This window comes from Chryseobacterium gleum (assembly GCF_900636535.1).
GTDB classification, from domain to species: domain Bacteria; phylum Bacteroidota; class Bacteroidia; order Flavobacteriales; family Weeksellaceae; genus Chryseobacterium; species Chryseobacterium gleum.
The window spans coordinates 1,943,946-1,965,855 of record NZ_LR134289.1; the positions used below are offsets into that span (position 1 = coordinate 1,943,946).

Consider the following 21,910-nt stretch of genomic DNA (forward strand, 5'->3'; position numbering starts at 1 on the left):
TGGCTGACGGGTTTTAATCTTATCACTAAAACATCCTCATAACCTGATGTTTAACACTCAGGATCTGTATATTATCAACATCTATTTTCCCGAAGAAAGTTCTGACGGTTTTTATAATGAACCGGGAATCTATCCGGTAAGCAAGCTGTTATCTGAAATGCTTGCCTTCAGCGAAAAATGGCAGGGAAATTATTATAAAGGTTCCTGGGAATTTCAATTTCTGACCACATTGAAGGAGCTCTTATCGAAGGAAAATCTTAAAAAGTTTTCTATTCAGCTTCCCACAAAAGATGATCAGCGGCTTAATGCTGTTACAGACCGTCTTAGAAATCAGTTACATGAAAAGCTTACTTTAGAGAATACGGCAAAGGAGTCAGGGATGAGTGTGAGAAGCCTGACAAGATTATTTCAGACCAAACTTCACATCACTTTTATTCAGTATATAAAAATGTTGAGAATCATCCGGGCTATGGAACTGATCAAAGATACAGACCTGAATATGACTGAAATCACCTATGAAGTCGGATATTCCAATATTGCAGCTTTCAGTAATAATTTCCACCAGCTGACCAATATGAGGCCCACAGAATTCAGGGTCATGTCAAGAATATAAATTCGGCTCACAAAATTTCCACACGGTCTCATCATTAAAAAAATAGCGAAAACGGGTAATTTCCAGCTATTGGTCTTCAGCGGTAACTTTATCAAAAAAGAAGTACCATGAATACTATCATCAAAAAATTATTCATTATAAGCGGACTGGTTTCACTTATGAGTTTCTGTTCCTTCCTGTTTGCGCAGGTTTATCCTATCGGCCAGTTTTTTTTGACAACGTATGGTCAGTCCTTTACCATGTATAACACAGGGATGATCGTTCAGGACGGTAACCCGGGAAATGCAGGTCAGGCAGTATATGACCAGACGGGAATTAACTATTTATGTCTGCCGTCAGCCGTTCCTTATCAAAAGGCATTTTTTCTGGATTTTAATAAGAATATTATTGAACTGGATTACAGATATGGATATCGGGTCGTAGGTTATTCCAATATTCCTGTTCCTCCTCCACCTGTTATGCACCTGCCGAAACCAGTTTATGATAATCAGACAGGGATTGAAACTGCTGACGGCGTAAGACCGATCCCCACACAGATTGTTGATGAGCAAAAGCCTTTTGGAGATGTTATGATGACGAGCGAACAAACTGCCGTAGACTGCTACAAGAACTCCCTGAACTTTGACGGCACATTAAATCAGCTGGAATTCGGTGACTGTATGGTGACGAATATGGCCGGCAGGAAAGAACTTGAAATTTACAAATGCGCCAAAAATTCGGCCACTCCGGAGGAACAAAGTCTTTGTATGCTAAGTATATTAGGTGGTTCCAAAGAGAAGCAGATTACTCAGGATATGATGAAATGCTATAAAGAATACGGTGATCATTATGAAATGTATCCGCTATGTTTTGCTGACAAAGTAAATGATCCTGAATTAAAACAACTGGTATCCTGTTTTAAAGATCAGGCCAATAGCGGAGAAGTTTCTTTTATGGGAACTGCTGTGTGCTACGGTGCAGGCAAGCTTAATCTGAATACAGAAGCACAGATAGCAGTAGAGTGCGCTGTAAGTACAGGAGGCCAGCCTTATGCATTTGCTGGTTGCGCCGGCGGACAATTGACCTACCGGGAATTAAGTAAATGCCTGACCAACGGAGTCGGTGGCGATCATGGATGTTTTGGAAAAAACAATACAATTGTTAAAGGGTTGAACCAAATCGGAGAAGCGTTAAAAGATCAGTTTGGACCCACAAACGATATTGTCAGAACATGGAATTCTACAGTTCACGATTTACAATACGGTCCCGGGAAAAATCATGAAGCGGTAAAACTGGTCAGAAATATAAGCAATGAGCTGGGAAAAGCAGGAAATAATGTGGCAAAGGAGATCAGAAAAGTTGTTCCTAAAATAAAAATTAAATGGTAAAGACAATTAATTTATCAATTATAAAAAAATCCAACATCGAAAAATGCTGGATTTTTTTGCAAAACTTGTAATTCTAATTCAAAACTGACTTAACAAATCAACATTAGCAGATCAGCAGCAACCGATATTCTCCGTCATTTTCCACGGGCGCCCTATGAACGCATGGCAGTGCCTGCTGGTCCGGATGATCTACGGCAATTCTCCAAAGATGTCCTTTTCCCAGATTGACAGGTTCTGCATTGGGCTCAGGCTGATAATGAAGGTCAAAAAAATAGTCTTTCAGGAAGTCTTCAAATTCTTCTTCCGGACCATCATGTAATTTTCTGAGCTGTTCCCGGATTTCAGGAATTACAATTTTCTGTACCACCTGATCATTAGGGATAATATCACTTGCAGCTCCGTAATAAGTACACAGAAAAGTATCGGTTCCGACAGGTGAACGATCGACATGGTAAGAGTAGACATCTGTTGAAATAAAGCCGAGTTCCTCATCCCTTTCATAATTTTTTAGCAAATTAAGAACCGGAGAGGCTCCAAAATCTGTCAATAAGCATAAGTCATTTAAAATAATTTCTCTTGCCTTATTCCCTTCTTCTGAAAGATCCAGTGACAGAAGATCATCGGAAGAAATTTCGGTAATATTTTCTTTTAACTGAAGTTTAGAAACAATTTCTTTAAAATTCCCGACCAGGTTTCTCTGCCAGCAAATTGCATTTCTCACTCCCTGAAAACGGGTATTCACAAGTTCGGAAAAGGAAGAAACCACCTCTATTTGAGGATTGCCGGAAAATGTATCGCTCATATTTTTAAATAAAACCTTTAGCAGTTTAATTCTCTGCAAAAATACGGAATAGGTTATTCAAAACCTTAAACATAAAAAATCCAACATCTTTTGATATTGGATTTTTTATTTTAATGCCAAGATTTTTAATTCATATGATTTTTATTCCTAACTTCGAATCAACTATGCATCAATGAATTAACCTCCATAACAGCTATGCAAATTTTACCATCATCCAGCCTGGCACCTTACATAAAGAATTACACCATTGTTACGATTGATGAAGATCTCAGGGATGAAGTGTTTTATCCCAGCGGATATACAGACCTGATCATCAATATTTCCGGCGGTTTTGCCGCTACCACGATCAATGGCAGGCAAAAAGACACTCCGGATATAGAATTTCTGGGACATCTTACCCTTCCCACCCGCCTCAGTGCAACAAAGGGAACTTCAGTTCTTATAGCACGGATCTATCCTCATGCCGGACACTTATTTTTTTCTGATCCTTTGGCAGAATTCACGAACTATGCCACTGATATGTACGATATAACAAAAAATGACAGCAGAGATTTGTATGACCGCATGATGCAGGCCGGTGACCTCTATTCAAAAATCCATGTTCTGGAAATGTATTTTCTTCAGCAACTGAAAAAAAATGAATCCCGGATAAAGAAAACTGCAGTAGTTCAGGCACTCAGCCAGCAGTTTTTCATGGGTAATCAACCATTTGATTTACCTGCTATAGCAAAAAGTTCAGGGCTGTCAGAAAGATACATTCAGAAGCTTTGCCTTGCTCATATCGGGATTAGTCCTTCCTCTTTTGCGGCTGTGATCAGATTTAACAGAAGTCTGCACATGGTTCTCAACACGAAGGAATCGCTTACAGCCATCGCTTATGATGGCGGATATTACGATCAGGCTCATTTTACCAAAGAGTTTAAAAAATTTACAGGTATTACTCCCTCTGCATCCAGACACTCATTGATTAAAAATGATACAGATCTTCAGCAGGCTGTTAATATTGGCTTCTGATTTATTTTGCAGGATGATTGCTGCTGAACATATCACGATGCATCTTCCAGCCGTCTTTTGTATTTTTCCAGATCACAATCACTTTCCCGTCATCCAGCTTTTTACCGTCCAAATCGGTCATTTCATAATAGCTTTCTTCGGTAACCGAGGTTTTGGCATCTCCGTAAAGATTTTGAATTGTAAACTTAACATGAACCTTAGGTCCGTTCTTAAAGAAACCAAGTATTGCATCTTTTCCGCATAACGGGACAGCATTGGGTGGAAGCAGACATGCATCACTGGTATAGCGTGTAAGGATAGATCCGTCGTTTCTATTCGCCAGATCAGCATAGATTTCGTTACTGGCTTCTATGGTCTTTCTTACGGTGTTCATAAGATCGGTGTTTTGAGCATTACACCAGAAAGTAAATAGTAATAATCCGCTCAGGGTAAGTAATTTTTTCATTTTAAAAATTTTATACAAAACAAAGCATTCCCGAAAGCAAAAAATTGTAAAATTGCGAACATCCCAATCTTTTTTAATCAAAAAAATATTCATAAAAAAACAGTGTCCTTTAGAAGACACTGTTCAATATATAAGGTTATTAATTTTCAGTTTTGTTTTTTTACTTCTTCAGTATTTTCTCCGTTACTGTAGAAGATTTGGTTTTAAGTTTAATGTAATATACTCCTGTCTGAAGAGAAGATAATACTATCTGTTCCTGCGCCATATTCAAAGCTCCCTGTTTCACCAGCTGTCCCGCAGCACCAAAGATCTCATAAGACACCAATGGTTCTTTGCTTCTGATCGTCAATACGTCCTGAACAGGATTAGGGTATAACTGTATTCCTGCCTGAGCCGCTGTTTCTTCTACTGACATCTGGCTGCACACTGATTTGGCAAATTTTGTAAAAAAAGACTGAGATTTCCCGCCTGCTACATTAACAGTCATTGTATTGACATTATCATTGGAATCTGTAAATAATTGATCGTGAAAAAAACCACCTGCTACATAGTTTCCATCCTGGTCTGCAGCTACTGCTGTAAACTCATCGATAACATAAAAGTTACTGTGGATCTCTCCCGTTCCCAAGACATCCCCGGTATCTTTGTTAAGCCTTACCAATAGTGGATCTGAACGGTCTCCATCGGGACGCACCATTGCATAGCTGCCCCAGATATCAGACCAGCTTCCTTTGGCAAATGCTATTTCATTTCCATTAAGGGCAAGGGTTCCTTTAGTAAAACGATAACCGAACTGTAGGCCAGACATCCCATCCGGAGTTCTTGCCCACTGCACGGTACCCGAAGCATTGATCTTCATAACAAAAGGAACAGCTTCCACATAGCTTCTCAGTGGAAAAGTGTAAGTTCCGAAAGTGGCAGGTACTGTTATTCCGTTAAAATAACGTCCTGAAATATAAATATCTGATGTAACCGGATCTTTTATAATGGAATGAATTTCATCATCCGTACTCGTAGTACCATTATTAATTTCCCTTCTCCATACCTCTGCTCCGGTAGTACCGTCAAAAGCAAGTACATAAGCCGCTTTCGTAAACGGAACATTATTATACGAAAGATCAACCAGGTTACTGAATCCGGGATCCATTCTTTTACCGGCAAGATAATAACGGTTCAGAGTTTCATCATACACGAGATTAACCTTCCCTTCTCTTCCCACAGCATTGATGGCATCTCCGGTAATGGGGAGAAGCACAGGAGCAGCAGGTGTCATGTTGCCACCGTCATAATTGAACTTAACTGCATAATACTGGTAGGTGGATGTAAAGGAAGAAGGTACTGTAATTAACCCGTTTAAATGCGTTCCCGCTCTGAAGCCCATTACAGCATGGATATTTTTGGATGAATCCATATACATCGTCTGAACATCGCACATGCGGGAGAAAAAACTGACATCTCCCTGTAAAGGCTTACTCCATGCCAATGTTCCGTCTGAAGTATTATATTTTAAAAGAAAAGCTGCTTTGTGGGCAGGATCTATCGTCTGATCATAATAAGTATACAGAGGCAGTGTATGAGTATCATCAAAATGTACCGGAGTAGCATTCGGATCTCCTGCATATGAATTGTTATAAATCGTAGCTACCATGTACAAACCTCCGTTGTTATCCAATTTAATATGCCATGCATTTTCTCCGTTTCCCGTACCTCCTATAGGTCTGGACCATCTTATATTTCCCGTACAGTCTGTGGAGAACAGAAAAAGATCGCTGAGGCCATAATTGGTTACCGGTGTTCCATTCAGGTTTTGCCCCTGCTCGCGCATTGTTGCAAGATAATAGGTATTATTGTTGTTGTCTACTACAATATCCCTTATGGATTCATCAAAGATATAATGAAATCCCGGATCTGCAGAGCCTGTCACCCCTCCTGCCTGCTTTCCCCATTGCCATTGGTAAGTCTGGCTAAAAGATAACGATGGCAAAATCAGAAGTAATCCCCACAATTTGTTTTTTAATTGTATCATAAAAATTCATTTAATTATCAAATACTATAAAAAACAGTGCTCTCCGAAGAGAACACTGCTTTATAAGCTACTAATTTTTAATTAGTTTTCCTTGTAATGATGTATCTCCCGTTTGTACAATAACGATATAAACACCTTGCAGCCAGCTGGTAACTTCCACGTCTACTTCTCCGGAAGCCGCTTTCAGTTCTTTACGGAATTTGATATTGCCCATGGCATCAAAAACTGTAACCTGTTTTGCGAGTAATTTTTCATCGCCCGTATTATACGAGATTTTTACTTTTTCCTTCGCAGGATTCGGGATCATTTTCAGAGAAGAAACTGAAGCCGCAACTACATTTCTTCCTGCACTTCTCATACCCATCCAGTCCGGATCTACTGCTTTGGTAGTAAACTTACATGTATCATTTGAGAATAAGATCTCATCAGCTCCCTGGAAACCTGAGTTCGGATAGAATGCCAATGGATTAGCATTCATGTCATACATTCCTCCTGCCGGAATCGTAATAATAGATGGAATATACACTCCAAATCCATTAAGACTTGAAACCGTAAGGCTGATCGGCTGGCTTCCGGTATTGTAGATGACCCCGTACACTTTATAGTGATCTCCAAACCACTTCATACCTTTGATATCCGCTTCCAGTTTACAATCTGTTTCGAATCCGCATTCTTTACCAGGATAGTAGTTCATGGTTCCAGACGTAAACTGACATCCTAAATGATCAATCTGAAGCTGATAGGTACCTGCATAATTGATATACAGCGGGTAGATATAATCATTGTTTCCGCTCTGGATATTGTTTCCGAACAACTGCCATTCATGATGATCAAAAACGCCTTTTGGTCCTAAGATATAGTGACCCTCTCTAAGACATTCATCATAGCATCCTGTAGGGAATACCCACATCAGGCTTTCAAGACTTAGTGGCACTTGTGCATTACCCACCACTTTACAGCCGCTCGGCGCAGTGTAGATCACCTGGTAAGCACCACCTTCATTTACTGTAATCGACTGGCCTGTCATTCCGTTGCTCCAGTTATAAACTCCGGCAGATGGCCCTGAGGCAGTCAGCATAATCTCATAAGGCTGACAGTTAACCAGATTATAGCTTACCGAAATAGGTGCCGGCGGACTGCTTACAGTAACAGTAAAGCTTTTACTGCTTGTACATCCTGATGTACCCGGAGTTCTTACTTCCAGCGTATAAACATAGGTTCCTGCTGACAACGGTCCTGTACTTAAAGCAATAGGATAAGGAGCCGAAGCCCATGGTGTTACTATCGAGTTCCCTTTTTTCCATTGATATTCCAGGGTATTGTCTGTTACAATACCTGTAAGTACTGTTGAAGATCCGTCACAGATATTGGCTGTTCCTGATATATTGACATATGGCGGATTTTTAAGTGTTACCGGTACTGCTGCAGCACTCATAACATTGCTTCTGCATCCGTCTGATGATACCAGCACCGGCCAGTAACTTCCGGACTGTGTAGGTGTGAACACCTGAGAGTTTGGCGCTCCCGGTACAGGTTGAGAGCCATTCATCCAGATATACTGACTTGGCGTTCCAACTGTACTGGTAAATACGATATTAGGAGCACTTCCCATACAGGCTACAAGAGAAGGAGGTGTTATAGTACCGTCAAGGGATGCTTCTTTCACATTAACACTAATTACAGCAGAAGTATATTCACATCCCATAGGGGTTCTTATTTTCAGCTGAATTGTTTTTGTTCCTGCCGTATTGTAAGTTATTGTGGCATCCGGACCTGTCGTAATATAGGATGTACCATCAAAAATCCATGTGTAGGTATTTCCTGGAACATATGTTATCGGACTGAACGTAATTGGTGAACGCGCACACAACCATGCAGGAACCAGGAATGTCGTATCAGGCACAGGAGCCAATGTTATAGTCTGTGTAGTTGTACACGTTGGTTTTCCCGGTGAAGATACCGTCATTGTAAAGGTATAGGTACCTGGCATCAGATTATACGTAGCAGATTGTCCTGTCTGAGTAGGCTGTCCGGATGAAGTGAAGGTATAGGTAACAGACGCCGGATTAATATCAAAAATAGTAGAGGTATTGAAAAGCGTTACCGTGTATCCGCTTCCGTTACAAACTGTACTGATATTGAATTTCGGTTCGTAATGCTTTCTCACTTCTACTCCTTTGCTGTACCAGCATGATCCGTATCTTAAACGTACAAAAACAATATGCGCTCCTGCAAGATTAGTCTGATAGACCGGAGAAGCTGTTCCCTGGCCGGAAACTAAAGTAAGTACGCTGTCAGATAACCATTGGATCTGATCCGGGATTCCGTTGTAAGTTAAACCCGAAACGGTAATGTTATTACAGGCTGACCATGCCGGAACAAAATTAATCTGTGGATCCGTTGTACAGCTTCCGCTGCTCGGGCAAGACTGTGTTACATTAACATTTTGGGAATAAACCACACAACCATTAATATCTACAGCCTGTACTTTGTAGGTTCCAAAAGCACCAGCACCAAAGATAACATATGAATTAGTCGTAGCACCTGATATAACTGTATTGTCTTTATACCATTGCCAGGAAACAATATTGGTAAGTCCTGTAGAACTGTTAGCCGTAAGCGTATACGGCGCCATCGTAGTAGGATCACAAACTGCAATATTATATACCGGAGAAATTGTAATAATGGTTTCAGGGTAGATAATAAAGTTAGCACTTGCTGTAGGCTTATAATTACAGCCGTTAGTACCTTCGTATGTTACAGTAACCGTTTGGGAAACGTTGTTTCCTGAATTGTTCTGAATATATCCGGTATTCGGGAAGCTGTACACTCCGGACGGGTTGAAGGCTGTAGTAAACGTTGTTCCGTTAGCAAAAGTGAAGGTGACATTCGTTGCTGAAGTAATGGTTCCCTGGTTTACGGTGAAAGTTAGATTTGAACCTAAACAGATTCCGCCAACATTTGTAAAGCTTACTACCGGAAGCGTTATTAATGATACCGGCATTGTAATCGTCTGGGTTACTCCACATTTTACAACTTTCAGAATCAGATCGGTCGTACTCGTTGAGGAAATTTCGTTGAAGTTTACAGTAATATTAGCTGTACCCTGTCCGCCAACAACACTTCCGAAGTTAGAGCTCGCAAATGACCATTCCATAGAATCCGGAACAATTCCGTTCAGATTAGCACTGAAAGTCTGAGTGCTGCTCGGACAGAAAGGCCCTGAGTTAGGATTAATTACAATCGTGCTGAGATCCAGTTTCGTCACATTAAATGACTTAGGAGCTGAAAGACATCCTGCATTACTGATAGATTTGTTCTGAGCAGAGACTGTATATGACGTGGCTCCTGCATTAAATATAACCGTTACTGAAGATCCCGCATTACTTCCCTGAATAGTTCCGTTGGTTACACTCCAAACCGGTACCATTCCTGAGTCAACAGAACTAATAGTATAAACATAAGGTCTTCCCGGACATACTTTTGTTTCTCCGGATATTGTTCCTAAAGGTGGCTGGGGAATAGGCAGAACCTTGATAATTCTTGCATTGCTTTCACAACCTCCACCCTGTTTGGTAGCGGTAACCGTATAAGTTCCTGCTGTTGCAAAGTTGTAGTTGAATATTCCTGTCATTGCCGGAGAGGTATACGTAGAACTTCCCGTGGTTACTTTCCAGATAACAGGTACGTTAGGTGAAGCCGTGAATCCCTGGCTTGTTCCTGCACAGATTTCATCTACACCACCGCTTACCAGTACCGGTGCTTCTACAACAATATCAATAGAAGCCTGTCCTTCGCAGGACAATAATGTATTGAAATAATTAGCGGTAAGATGATATGTACCCGGCTGATTGGCAGAGAAAACAATTTCATTTCTTTGCTGGGTATTGGTCAGCTGACCTCCCGCAGGCCCCGTTACATTCCATAGAACCTTGGTTGTAGGCCACTGAGGAATTGAATAGGTATACTGCCTGCCGGAACATATTACCGCCTGTCCTTTAATTTTTGCATTCTTTAAAACCACAGGAATTTTGATGGTAGTCCATTCTGGGCAGGCACATTCTGACATATACATTACATATCCGAATCCTTCAAGCGGGTCTACCTGATCCCAGACTACTTCAATCTCGTTACCGTTAGTGCCCACAATTGTGCCTCCGATTACTTTCCATTGTCCTTTGCTACATCCATCCTGAGCACTGTAGGTTTCTTTACTGCCTTCACAAACCACTGAAGCACAGTTGATCTGTACAGGATCAGCTTTCAATACCTTGATCTGCTTTTTATATTTACTCTGGCAACCGCATTTATTGGTTACGGTAAGCTGAATGGTATAATTTCCGGGGTTAGCATATAAGTGAGAGGGTTCAAAAGCTGTGGAGGTTGTATTATCGCCAAAGTCCCAGAAATAATTGACAATATCCGATCCTCCGTTCTGGTCAGAAAGGTTGTCAAAATAGATCGTCGTATTTCTGCATACCACTTCATCCAGATTTAACATTTCAAACTTGGCAATCGGCCGGTTGATCTTTTCAATACAGATTGTCTGGGTTTCTACAGTTCCGTCATTGTACGTAATGACAGCCTGCAAAGATCCGTTACCTGCCGTTCCCCAGGCTACATTGCCTATAGTGTTACCAGGTCCTGAAGTGGTGACTGTTCCGCCTGCAACCGTCCATTGAACGGCGGAAACATTTGGCCCCTGAACCTCATATACCACATCGGATACCTCACAGACACGGAGACATTGCGATGAATTGATGTAGGAATAAGCGATACCGTTATCAGGGATCTGGCCATCTTTTTCGCCACGGAACTCTTGGCATCCGACCTGAGCGGTCCATGTAATTCGAGCTTGCGCTTGCAGTACCCAGGGTACCAAAAGCCAACATAGCAGGAGCCATCTGAAGATGTGCTGCCTACCAAAATAGGTGTTGTTTTTCATAGTTATTAAAAAAAGTGTTATTAATTTTTTATCAAATTAATAAAAATTTTAATACAAAAATCATTTAATCGTGAAAAAATAACAATATTTTACATTTGAATTTCAATCATATAGAAGAATTCCTGTCTATATGCTATTTCACAACAATATTAGTTATGCAGAAAAAAATGCATTTTTTACTAATTCCCCTCATTAAAACCAAATAAAATTCTAATTTTCAATAACTAAAAACAACAAAATCAACAATAAAAATCCATACTTGTTTATTTTATACTATGAAAATTAAATTTATATTAAAATTAATCACAATAAAATCCATAAAAAAAATACCTCCTTTTAATTCTTTCCATACCCTCACTATACATTCTCAATGGCTTCAGAAATACCTGAATTTTCTGTGATGATTCCTTATTCAATCCGGTTAGAGGTAAGTACGGCAAATGAGAATTGCTGACAAGATTAAAATACTTTATCTTTGTTTTTTTAAGGCTTATCATAAACCATTTATTTGAAGATCTTCCTATATGAAAAACAACCGCTTTTTATTTTCTGCGAAAGGAATCTGTACGGCAGCTTTTATTTTCTTAAGCACAATTGTTTATGCACAGAAAACAGCAGATATCTCAACCATTTCAGAAAAAACCTTAAACACCATTCTGGAGAAAAACAGAGCGTATTACACCCAGGGAAAAGTGGCAGATTATATTCCTGAACTGGGAAAAATGGATGCTAAAGCAATTGCTTTTTCAGTGGTAGACAAAAATGGAAAAGTATTCAATACCGGTGACGTCCATAAGAAATTCACCATGCAAAGCATTTCCAAAATCATATCATTAATGGTAGCTGTCAATGAAAAAGGAGAAACCAATATCTTTGATAAAATGGGGTATTTTGGTTCTGACAAACCTTTCAATCATTTTTCAAACCTGGAAACTACAGGTAAACCGCTTAATCCTATGATGAATGCAGGAGCAATTCTTACCACTTCCCTCATTTCTGGAGAAGGTGAAAAACCATTTCTGAAAATACTTGACATGGTAAGATATATCACCAAAAACCCTTCAATAGACTACAACAAATCCGTTTACGAATCCGAAAAATCAACAGGACACCGCAACCGCGGGATGTTTTATATTATGAAAAACAGCGGACTGATCTCAGGGAACGAAGATCAGCTGGATAACTATTTCAAGCAGTGTTCTATTGAACTTACTGCAGAAGACCTTGCGAAAATCGGGTACTTCTTTGCCAACCAATGTGTAAGATTTGATGGAGACTCCACCTATAAAAATGCCGACATGGCAAAATTGGTGGAATCACAGATGCTGACGGCTGGCATGTATGAATTCAGCGGTGAATATTCCAGAACTGTAGGCCTGCCAAGTAAATCCGGTGTAGGAGGCGGAATTACCGTGAGTGTTCCCGGAAAAATAGGAATCGGAGTCTTCAGTCCTGCCTTAGATCAGCATGGAAATTCGCTGGCGGGTTACCATATGATTTTAGATCTTGCAAAACAGTACGGATTAAGCGTATTTTAAAAATTCAAATACATAAAATAAGATAAGAGCTCCAAAACATTTTGTTTTGGAGCTCTTGTATGAAGGATTAATCATTCCTTCTCTTTAGTAAAAACGCATTTATTTTATCTGCTAAACCAATCAGCACATGCCCTTTGTCAGGATCAATATAGGATTCAAAATCAGGAAGTAACCTTTCAAGTCTTTCTTTTATTTCTGTAGAATCCCTGATCACATCATCTGCTCCACCTATAAAAAAGACAGGCATGGCAATATTTCTCAATTCTTCATCAGAAAAAATATATTCCTTATCCATCCTTGCCTCCACAGAGGACTGCATAAGATCCATAAAGTCCAGAACAGACTGATCTATTTTTTGCGAACCGGTTATCAGTTTATTGATTTTTCTCTTCCCGGCATTTCCAAGTAAAGAAAAGAATACCGCTTTTAAAACAAAACTGCGCTTTGTTTTTACAACTCCTGCCGGAGAAAGAAGAACAAGCTGACTGATTTTTTCTGGATATCTGACTGCAAACTTTATCGCAAGCCATCCGCCTTGAGACAATCCCACCAAAGAAGCTTTTGTTATTTTCAGTTGTTGGAAAATCTCATTCAGCCAATCACTGTAATCATTACCTTGATAAGGAAGTCTGTTTTGCTCACTTTTACCTGGTTCCCCGATAATATCAATAGCGTACACTTTGTATTCTTTGCTGTACAAAGCAAGATCCTTCATCCAGGATGCAGCGTTAGAATTAGCTCCATGAAGTAATACAAGTTTAGGATGATCTTCATTTCCATAGCTCAGAACTTGGGTTTCTCCAAAGTTTGTTGGAACCACTTGCTGACGGATATTTCCTTTAAAATTTGCTAACGCAGTATCATATTGCTCCAGCACTCTTTCTTTGTGAGCATCTGATCTGAAAATTGTTGTCTGTTTCATATATACCTGTTTTCTTTTGTTGTATTTTTTAATCCAAAAACAATTTCTGTATGATGCACCCAAAAAAGACAGATCTCTGAAATCTGACTGCAGTTATTCAAGATCGACTGGAAATTGGCCAATTCAGAAAAGGAAGTCAATACGAATTGAGTAATGGACAGGAGTAGAAACTCGTTAAATCGTCATAATTGCAAAAACAAGAGAAAACGAGCTTACTATTATAAACACAGGCATATGTAAATCATAATTCATCAAATCAAATGATGATTAAGTTCTTAACAGTGCAAAAATACAAAAGTTTTATAAAATACTCCGTGATTATAAATTATAATGAAAACTATTTTTTTTAAATCGAAGAAATATTATCCGTAGATATATAACACACTAATAAGCAATCTCTTTAACCTTAAAAATAAAAATACCGATTCTATCTATTTACTTTTTTTTATGAATTTCGGAAACATATATTAATTATTCTTAAAATTACCTATCTGTTTATTTATCAAAAAGATAGGAAAAATTCACAAATAATTTAAATTAAATCACAATATATTGATTAATTTTATTTAAATTCGCTTTGCCGTTTTATCAGATTGATAAAGGCAATTTTTACATTCCGAAACCGGATTTACCCTATATTATCTTTTTGTAATATAACCAAAAACAAATCTCTTGTTTTTGAAATATTTTATTTTTTATTCCTATATTTGCTTAACATTTCTTTAACTATAAATATTTATAGTTAAAGTAAAGAAGATTGTACCGGCATGTTTCTAAGAATAAATAAACAATAATTATATTTTAATAACACATGAACAATTGATATTTTTTCATTAAGAAATCATTATCAAATTTCATTTATGCTTAAAAAATATATACAGTTTTATTATTTTTATTCACTCATAATAGAAAAACACCATAAACACAAATGGTATTCGTTTTTCGATATGGGATATCATTAACTATTTCTATACCGTGATGCTATGAAAAACTTGACCAAAATCAGGCTAATGCCCGTTGAAAAGCCGGACGCCAACAACACACTTTACAACCCGTCCACAATTGGAAGATTATTAAATAATCAACACCAAACAATACAGATTGTTAACTATTTGACAAAAACCAATTTTATTATATCATAATAAAAAGCTCAGGTCCTTATCACCAAAGGCTTGACATTTTTATTATAAACTCTTGCTATCATTCAATAATTATCACGCCATGAAAAAATTAACCATTATTGGACTAACGCCTTTTGAAAAACCGGACGTTAACCTTATGCTTAAACTGCATCAGGCGGGTGCATTTCCCGTCCTGAGTTTAGGAGAAGAGCTTATAACTGCCCAGGAAGCGTTACATCAACTTGATCAGATAGACGTACCATCGTATGGTATTTATTTTTCTAACGACATTTCCTCTGCCCTTCAGATTTCTGAAAAAGTAAGATTTGCCATTCTTCCGTTCGGAATGTCTGCGCCTTCCAACCTGCCTCTTATTTATCAGGTAACCAGTTTGGAAGAAGCCATACAGGCTGAACAATCGGGAGCAGAAGGAATCATTATTAAAGGAAATGAAGCAGGCGGACTGGTAGGATATGAATCCACGTTTGTATTGTTCCAGCGTGTGATCAATGAAATCCGGAATATTACGGTGTGGGTACAGGGAGGGATAGGTCCCCATACCGCAGCGGCATCAAAGGCATTGGGAGCAACAGGAATTGTACTGGACAGTCAGCTTGCCCTGTTTCCTGAAAGTTCAGTTCCAAAAGATCTGAAAGAAATTTGCTCAAAACTGAATGGTACAGAAACTAAGGTGATTGCTAACCATCGCGTACTGGTAAGACCCCACTCACCCGCTTTACCTGAAAATACTACTGCTGAAGAGCTGAAAAAATTCTTTTACGGTCTCGACCTTAATACATGTTATATCCCTATGGGACAAGACATTTCACTGGCCGCAGACCTGTATGAAGACTTTAAAACACTGAAAAAACTGGTTTTCGGATTTAAAGAAGCCATGTACGGACACCTGAAGCAGGCAAAGGCGCTTAAGGTCGTTGATAAAGAAAACGCTTTAGCCCGGGATCTTGGTCTGCAATATCCTATTGCTCAAGGTCCTATGACCCGAGTAAGTGATGTTCCTTTATTCGCCAATGCGGTTGCAGATGCCGGAGCCTTACCTTTCGTGGCCTTATCCTTACTAAAAGGAGAATCAGCAAAATCTCTGGTAATGGACACCAAAAAACTGGCTGGTGAAAAAACATGGGGTGTAGGAATATTAGGATTTGCCCCACAGGAATTGAGAGATGAACAGACTTCCTATATATTAGAAGCAAAACCTCCTGTTGTTTTAATTGCAGGCGGAAGACCTGCTCAGGCCAAAATATTTGAAAAAGCAGGTATAAAATCATTTTTGCATGTTCCCTCTCCTGCTCTTCTGGATATTTTCCTGAAAGAAGGTGCTAAAAATTTCATTTTTGAAGGACGCGAGTGCGGAGGCCACGTAGGACCACTGGCCAGTACGGTTCTTTGGGAAAAACAGATTGAACGTATTTTAAAAGAGGATCATCCGGAAGACATCAGTGTCTTTTTTGCCGGAGGAATTCATAACGCATTTTCAACAGCGTTTGTATCCATCATGACCGCGCCATTAGCGGCAAGAGGAGTAAAAATCGGGGTATTGATGGGAACAGCCTATCTGTATACTCATGAAGCTGTACAAACCGGAGCCATCCAGGAAGAATTCCAGTTGCAGGCCATGCAGGCGAAAGATACAGTCTTACTGGAAACAGCTCCCGGACATGAAACCCGTTGCTTAAATACAGCATTTGCCCATTATTTCAACCAGGAAAAAGCGAAACTTCTGGCAGCCGGAATGGATAAAAAAGAGGTATGGGAACAGCTTGAAAAATTAAATGTAGGCCGCTTACGTATTGCAGCTAAAGGTATAGAACGCCAGGGCGATCAACTTGTCAGCATTCCTAAAGATGACCAACTAGACTTAGGAATGTACATGATTGGCCAGGTAGCTACGATGCACAACCGTGTAATCTCGTTGGCAGACCTTCACCAAAGTATCGTAGACAATCATAAATATGTTCAGAATGCAGCATTGCCTGAAGAACCTGTTTTTACAGAAAAACCTTTGGACATCGCCATCGTAGGAATGGAATGTATCTTCCCGGGTGCTAAAAATCTGGATGAATACTGGAGAAATATTATTTTAGGAAAAGACAGTGTTACCGAAGTGCCGGATGAAAGATGGAATAAAGAATTGTATTACCACCCGGATTCTGATGGTCCGGATGTATCTCACTCCAAATGGGGAGGCTTTATTCCTAAAATTGATTTTGATCCGCTGGCATTCGGAATTCCGCCACAATCTCTGGCAGCCATTGAACCAACACAATTGCTGACGTTATTGGTTGCAAAACGTGCAATGGAAGATGCAGGATATGGTGAAAAACAAATCAACAGAGAAAACATTTCTGTTATCATAGGTGCTGAAGGCGGTAATGACCTTGCCAACAGCTATAGTTTCAGAGGATATTATAAACAGGTTTTCGGAGAACTTCACGAAGAAGTAAAAGAAGCCTTCCCGCATACTACAGAAGACTCATTCCCGGGTATTCTTGCCAATGTAATTGCCGGTAGAATTACAAACCGGCTGGATCTCGGCGGCAGAAACTTTACCGTAGATGCAGCCTGTGCTTCTTCCCTGGCAGCTATTGATCTGGCTTGCCAGGAACTTGTATTGGGAAAATCTGATATGGTTCTTGCAGGAGGAGCAGATTTACACAACGGGATTAACGATTACCTGATGTTCTCCAGTACACATGCTTTATCCCGAAAAGGAAGATGTGCTACATTTGACGGTGATGCAGACGGTATTGCCCTCGGGGAAGGTATTGCTATCCTTGTTTTAAAAAGATATGAAGATGCTGTACGTGACGGTGACCGTATCTATTCCGTGATCAAAGGTGTTGGCGGATCCAGTGACGGTAAAGCACTTGGGCTTACTGCTCCAAGAAAAATAGGCCAGGTAAGAGCCTTGGAACGCGCCTATTCCCAGGCAGGGATAAGTCCGGCTTCCGTAGGTCTTGTAGAAGCACACGGTACGGGAACGGTAGTAGGTGACAAAACAGAACTGAGTGCATTAACGAATTTGTTCAGCCGTTCAGGGGCTTTACCGGGTCAGACTCATTTAGGTTCGGTAAAAACACAGATCGGACATACCAAGTGTGCTGCAGGATTAGCAGGATTAATCAAAGCTTCCCTTGCTGTATATCACGGGGTAAAGCCACCTACCTTACATCTTCAGCATCCTAACGCTTATTATAATGCTGAAACCAGTCCGTTTGCATTCCATGCAGAAAGCGGGTTATGGTCTGAGAAAAACCGTTATGCAGGAATCAGTGCTTTCGGATTTGGAGGAACCAACTTCCATACGGTCATTGCCAACCATCCTAAACAAGATGATTCAATCGTAATGCAGTCATGGCCTTCAGAATTGTTTGTTTTCCGTGGAGATACCTATGAAGAAGCAAAAGGACAATCCGGCCAGGTAAAAGCTTTATTGGAAATTAATGATGGTATTCCGTTACAGGATATTGCCTACAGCTTAAGCATCAGTTCAGAAAAACCGATCCAGTTCAGCATCGTGGCAGACACTGTGGAAGATCTGATGATGAAACTTGAACTGGTATTACTGGGAATTGAGACAAAAGACACCTTTACCGTAAATAAAAAAGAAGGTAAAGTAGCTTTCACATTCCCGGGACAGGGCAGCCAGAGAATTAATATGGCTCGTGATCTATTCGTAGTTTTCCCGGCTATGCGTAAGATTATTGATGAGTACCCTGAACTTGAAAAAGTGGTTTTCCCGTCCAAAACATTCAATGAAGCTGATGTAAAAAGACAAAAAGAAACCATTAAAGATACCCGCTTAGCACAACCGCTTTTAGGAATTGTTGATCTTGCATTGGCTAAATTCCTGGAATCATTAGGTATTATCCCGGATATGCTGGCAGGTCACAGCTACGGTGAAATTCCGGCATTATGCTTTGCAGGAGTATTTGGAGAAGATAAACTGGTGGACTTAAGTGTTAAGAGAGCACAGTCTATCTTAGATTCTGTAGAAGGCGGAGATCCAGGTTCAATGCTGGCAGCAAGTGCTACAGCAGAACGTTTACAACCGATCATTGCTAAAGTAGAAGGATGCTATCCTGTCAACTTTAATGCTCCTACACAATGTGTCATTGCTGGAAATACAGATGCGATCAATAAATTGCTGGAAGTTCTTAAACAGGAAGGTATTTCTGCTAAAAAGCTTGAAGTTGCCTGTGCATTCCACAGTCCGTTATTAGCAAAATCCAAGGATTTATATGCTGAAGTACTTAAAGATGTTCCTTTCGGCGAAATGCAGATTCCGGTATGGTCCAATACGACTGCAGAAGTATATCCTTCAAATCCATCTGAAATAAAAGAAAGACTTACCGATCATCTGGTACAGCCTGTAAGATTTGTAGAACAGCTGCAGGCAATGTATAACGATGGAGCAAGAATATTCATCGAAGTAGGTCCGGGAAAAGTTCTTACCGGACTGACCAAATCCTGCCTGGAAAAAGATCAGCTTACCCTATATGTTGAAGACAACAGCCATAATAAATTCAGCCATCTTCTTTGCATGCTGGCACAATATTTAGGAACAGGCCGAAGCTTCAATATCAGTAAACTTTTCGATGGACGCAGTGTAAAGGTTATTGATCTTAACCAACCCGGGCTTTACAAGAAAAGCCCTGCCATCTGGCGTGTAAACGGGCAAACCGCCTACCCAACTCATGGTAATCTGCCTTCCAATGGTGCATTACCACTCATAAATCCTATTCCCATGAACAATTTTACTACAAATCAACAGGCACCGGCAGCTGAAGCACAATCTACCGCCGAACGTATGCTGCAGGAATATTTAAACAGTATGAAATTAATGATACAGGCACAGCGTGACGTGATGCTTTCCTTTATGGGACAGAATCCGCAGGCATTCCCGGCTCCTGTATATCATTCACTGGTGCAGGCTCCGGCTCAACAGCCAGTCTCTGCTATTCCGGTTCAGCATATTCAACAGGAAGTAGCTGTTGCTGTGAAACAGGCTCCTTCAAAAGATATCAAATCCTTACTGCTGCAGGTGGTAAGTGACAAAACAGGATATCCTCAGGAAATGCTGGGTATGGAAATGGATCTTGAAGCGGATTTAAGTATTGATTCTATTAAAAGAGTAGAAATCATCGGAACACTTCGTAACGAACTGGGAACTCTGGGTAACGGAAACACCAGTGAAGACTCCGTTATGGAGCAGTTAGCAGGAATAAAAACGTTAAGCGGTCTTGTTTCATGGCTTACTGAATTCTCAGGGGCTGAAACAATTGCTGCTTCTGAAAAAAACGGATCTGCAGCTGAATCAATAGCTTCAAAACCACAAGCTCAACCTACATTTTCTCTGGAAGACCTTCAAAATGCTATTTTGAATATCGTAAGTGAAAAAACAGGATATCCGAAAGAAATGTTAGGTCTTGACCTTGATCTGGAAGCAGATTTGAGTATCGACTCCATCAAACGTATGGAAATCATCGGTGATCTTAAAACCAAAATCGGCTTTGGTCAAAACCTTGAACAGGCGGATGATGTGATGGAAAAACTGGCTGCTATTAAAACACTTCGCGGTCTGGCAAGCTGGATCAGCGAAATGAATGGTGAATCGAACGAAACTACTCAAGATGTAAAAGAAACAAATGCCGTGGAACCAACCCAAAATGTACTTTCACGTCTCCGTTTTGATATTACACCTACTGATGCTTCCCTGGTACAAAATACAGAAGTATTGCAGGGAAAACGTTTTGCCATCACTCAGGATAACAGCAAGCATTCTTCAGCAATCAAAGAAGCTCTGGAAAAACACGGAGCCATCGTAGAATTGGCAGATGCAGAAAAAGATCTTTCAGATATTGACGGATTAATTATGCTGGACCTTTTCTCAGCAGCAGATAAACCAAGCATCATCGATCATGTAGATCTGATCAAAAAACTGGATTTTGATAAAGCAAAATGGGTCTATCTGATCTCAGATATTCCGGCTCATCTTCAGGAAATTACTGATGTAAGCGTATTGCGTCATCATCAGGGTTATCCGGGACTTTTCAAGAGCCTGGCAAGAGAATTTGACAATACAGCCTGCAGACTGATCAGTTTGAGCACTCCTCAGGAAGTAAATCAGATTGCTGAGATTACCTTAAAGGAAATTCTTACCAATGATAAACCTGCTGAAATCATTTATAAAAATGACCAGAGACACAAAGTAGACATCATCCCTTCCCCATTGTCAACAAGTTTAAGTGAAGCCCACATTCAGCTAGATCAGAAATCTGTGGTTTTGGTACTTGGAGGAGCACAGGGAATTACCGCCGAGTTGGTAAAACATATGTCTCAGGCTTATCCATGTACTTACATTCTGGTAGGAAGATCTGCAGACCCGAGAAATGAAATTTCTGCAAAAGATTTTGAAGGAATGAAAACCAAAGAGGAAATCAGAAGTTTTCTGATCAGATCCGGACAATTCACTTCTCCGGCAGAGATTGAAAAAGAAACGACGAAAATTTTCAAAAACAATCAGATTCTCCGCACCATCCGTGATATGGAAGAACTTGGAAATACCATCATTTACCAATCACTGGATCTTTGTGACGAAGAAGGTTTAAGCAATTTAATCAGCAGTATCTATGAAAAATATGAACGTCTGGATGGAGTCATCCACGGAGCAGGTCTTTTAGAAGATAAATTATTCAAACAAAAGACCACAAGCTCTTTCGGACGTGTATTTGATACCAAAGTAAAACCGCTTCGTGTACTGGCAGAACAGCTTCGTGAAGACTGCCAGTTCGTGGTATTGTTCTCAAGCATTGCTTCTGTATACGGTAACAAAGGCCAGACAGATTATGCTGCTGCCAACAGTGTACTGGATGATTATGCCAATGCCTTAAACAAAAGATTAAAAGGAAAAGTAATCTCCATCAACTGGGGACCATGGAAAGGTGCCGGAATGGTCTCTTCCACCCTTGAATCAGAATATGAACGCAGAGGAATTTCCATGATTCCATTGGATGAAGGAAAAGAAATCTTCTTAAATGAGATCAAATACGGAACTGAAAGCCAGGTGCTGATCATGTCAGGAAATAATTGGTAA

At 40.0% G+C, this 21,910-nt stretch carries 10 protein-coding genes; 5 read left to right on the top strand and 5 right to left on the bottom strand.

Features of this window, described 5'->3' with window-relative positions:
- Window positions 1-46: 46 nt before the first annotated feature.
- Together EL165_RS08940 and EL165_RS08945 are read left to right on the top strand one after the other, a co-directional pair.
- Window positions 47-613, top strand: coding sequence for a helix-turn-helix domain-containing protein (locus EL165_RS08940; RefSeq protein ID WP_002977712.1), 567 nt, complete (start codon window positions 47-49; stop codon window positions 611-613).
- Window positions 614-720: 107 nt separating this feature from the next.
- Window positions 721-1,980, top strand: coding sequence for a hypothetical protein (locus EL165_RS08945; RefSeq protein WP_002977711.1), 1,260 nt, complete (start codon window positions 721-723; stop codon window positions 1,978-1,980).
- Window positions 1,981-2,083: 103 nt separating this feature from the next.
- On the opposite strand, the gene EL165_RS08950 is transcribed toward EL165_RS08945, so the two are convergent.
- Window positions 2,084-2,782 (bottom strand): hypothetical protein, encoded by a 699-nt coding sequence (locus tag EL165_RS08950; protein WP_002977710.1) that lies wholly within the window; start codon window positions 2,780-2,782, stop codon window positions 2,084-2,086.
- Between the two features lie 195 nt (window positions 2,783-2,977).
- Between EL165_RS08950 and EL165_RS08955 the strand changes: the two genes are divergently transcribed.
- On the top strand, window positions 2,978-3,796 hold the full coding sequence (locus EL165_RS08955; protein WP_002977709.1) for a helix-turn-helix transcriptional regulator: 819 nt from the start codon (window positions 2,978-2,980) through the stop codon (window positions 3,794-3,796).
- Between the two features lies 1 nt (window position 3,797).
- Here the strand turns inward: EL165_RS08955 and EL165_RS08960 are convergent, their stop codons facing one another.
- The 3 genes from EL165_RS08960 to EL165_RS08970 form a co-directional block, all read right to left on the bottom strand.
- Complete coding sequence (locus EL165_RS08960; protein WP_041461420.1) at window positions 3,798-4,241, bottom strand: YybH family protein; 444 nt, start codon at window positions 4,239-4,241, stop codon at window positions 3,798-3,800.
- A gap of 160 nt (window positions 4,242-4,401) precedes the next feature.
- A complete protein-coding gene (locus EL165_RS08965; RefSeq protein WP_002977707.1) occupies window positions 4,402-6,267 on the bottom strand; it encodes a T9SS type A sorting domain-containing protein in 1,866 nt (621 codons plus the stop codon).
- Window positions 6,268-6,337: 70 nt separating this feature from the next.
- Complete coding sequence (locus tag EL165_RS08970) at window positions 6,338-11,212, bottom strand: PKD domain-containing protein (protein ID WP_002977706.1); 4,875 nt, start codon at window positions 11,210-11,212, stop codon at window positions 6,338-6,340.
- Between the two features lie 524 nt (window positions 11,213-11,736).
- Between EL165_RS08970 and glsA the strand changes: the two genes are divergently transcribed.
- Window positions 11,737-12,750: a glutaminase A gene (glsA, locus tag EL165_RS08975; RefSeq protein WP_002977704.1), complete on the top strand. Its 1,014-nt coding sequence runs from the start codon at window positions 11,737-11,739 to the stop codon at window positions 12,748-12,750.
- 67 nt (window positions 12,751-12,817) lie between these two features.
- On the opposite strand, the gene EL165_RS08980 is transcribed toward glsA, so the two are convergent.
- Window positions 12,818-13,672, bottom strand: a complete 855-nt coding sequence (locus EL165_RS08980) for an alpha/beta fold hydrolase (RefSeq protein WP_002977703.1) — start codon at window positions 13,670-13,672, stop codon at window positions 12,818-12,820.
- A 1,221-nt stretch (window positions 13,673-14,893) separates the two neighbouring features.
- Between EL165_RS08980 and EL165_RS08985 the strand changes: the two genes are divergently transcribed.
- A complete protein-coding gene (locus EL165_RS08985; RefSeq protein WP_002977701.1) occupies window positions 14,894-21,910 on the top strand; it encodes a type I polyketide synthase in 7,017 nt (2,338 codons plus the stop codon).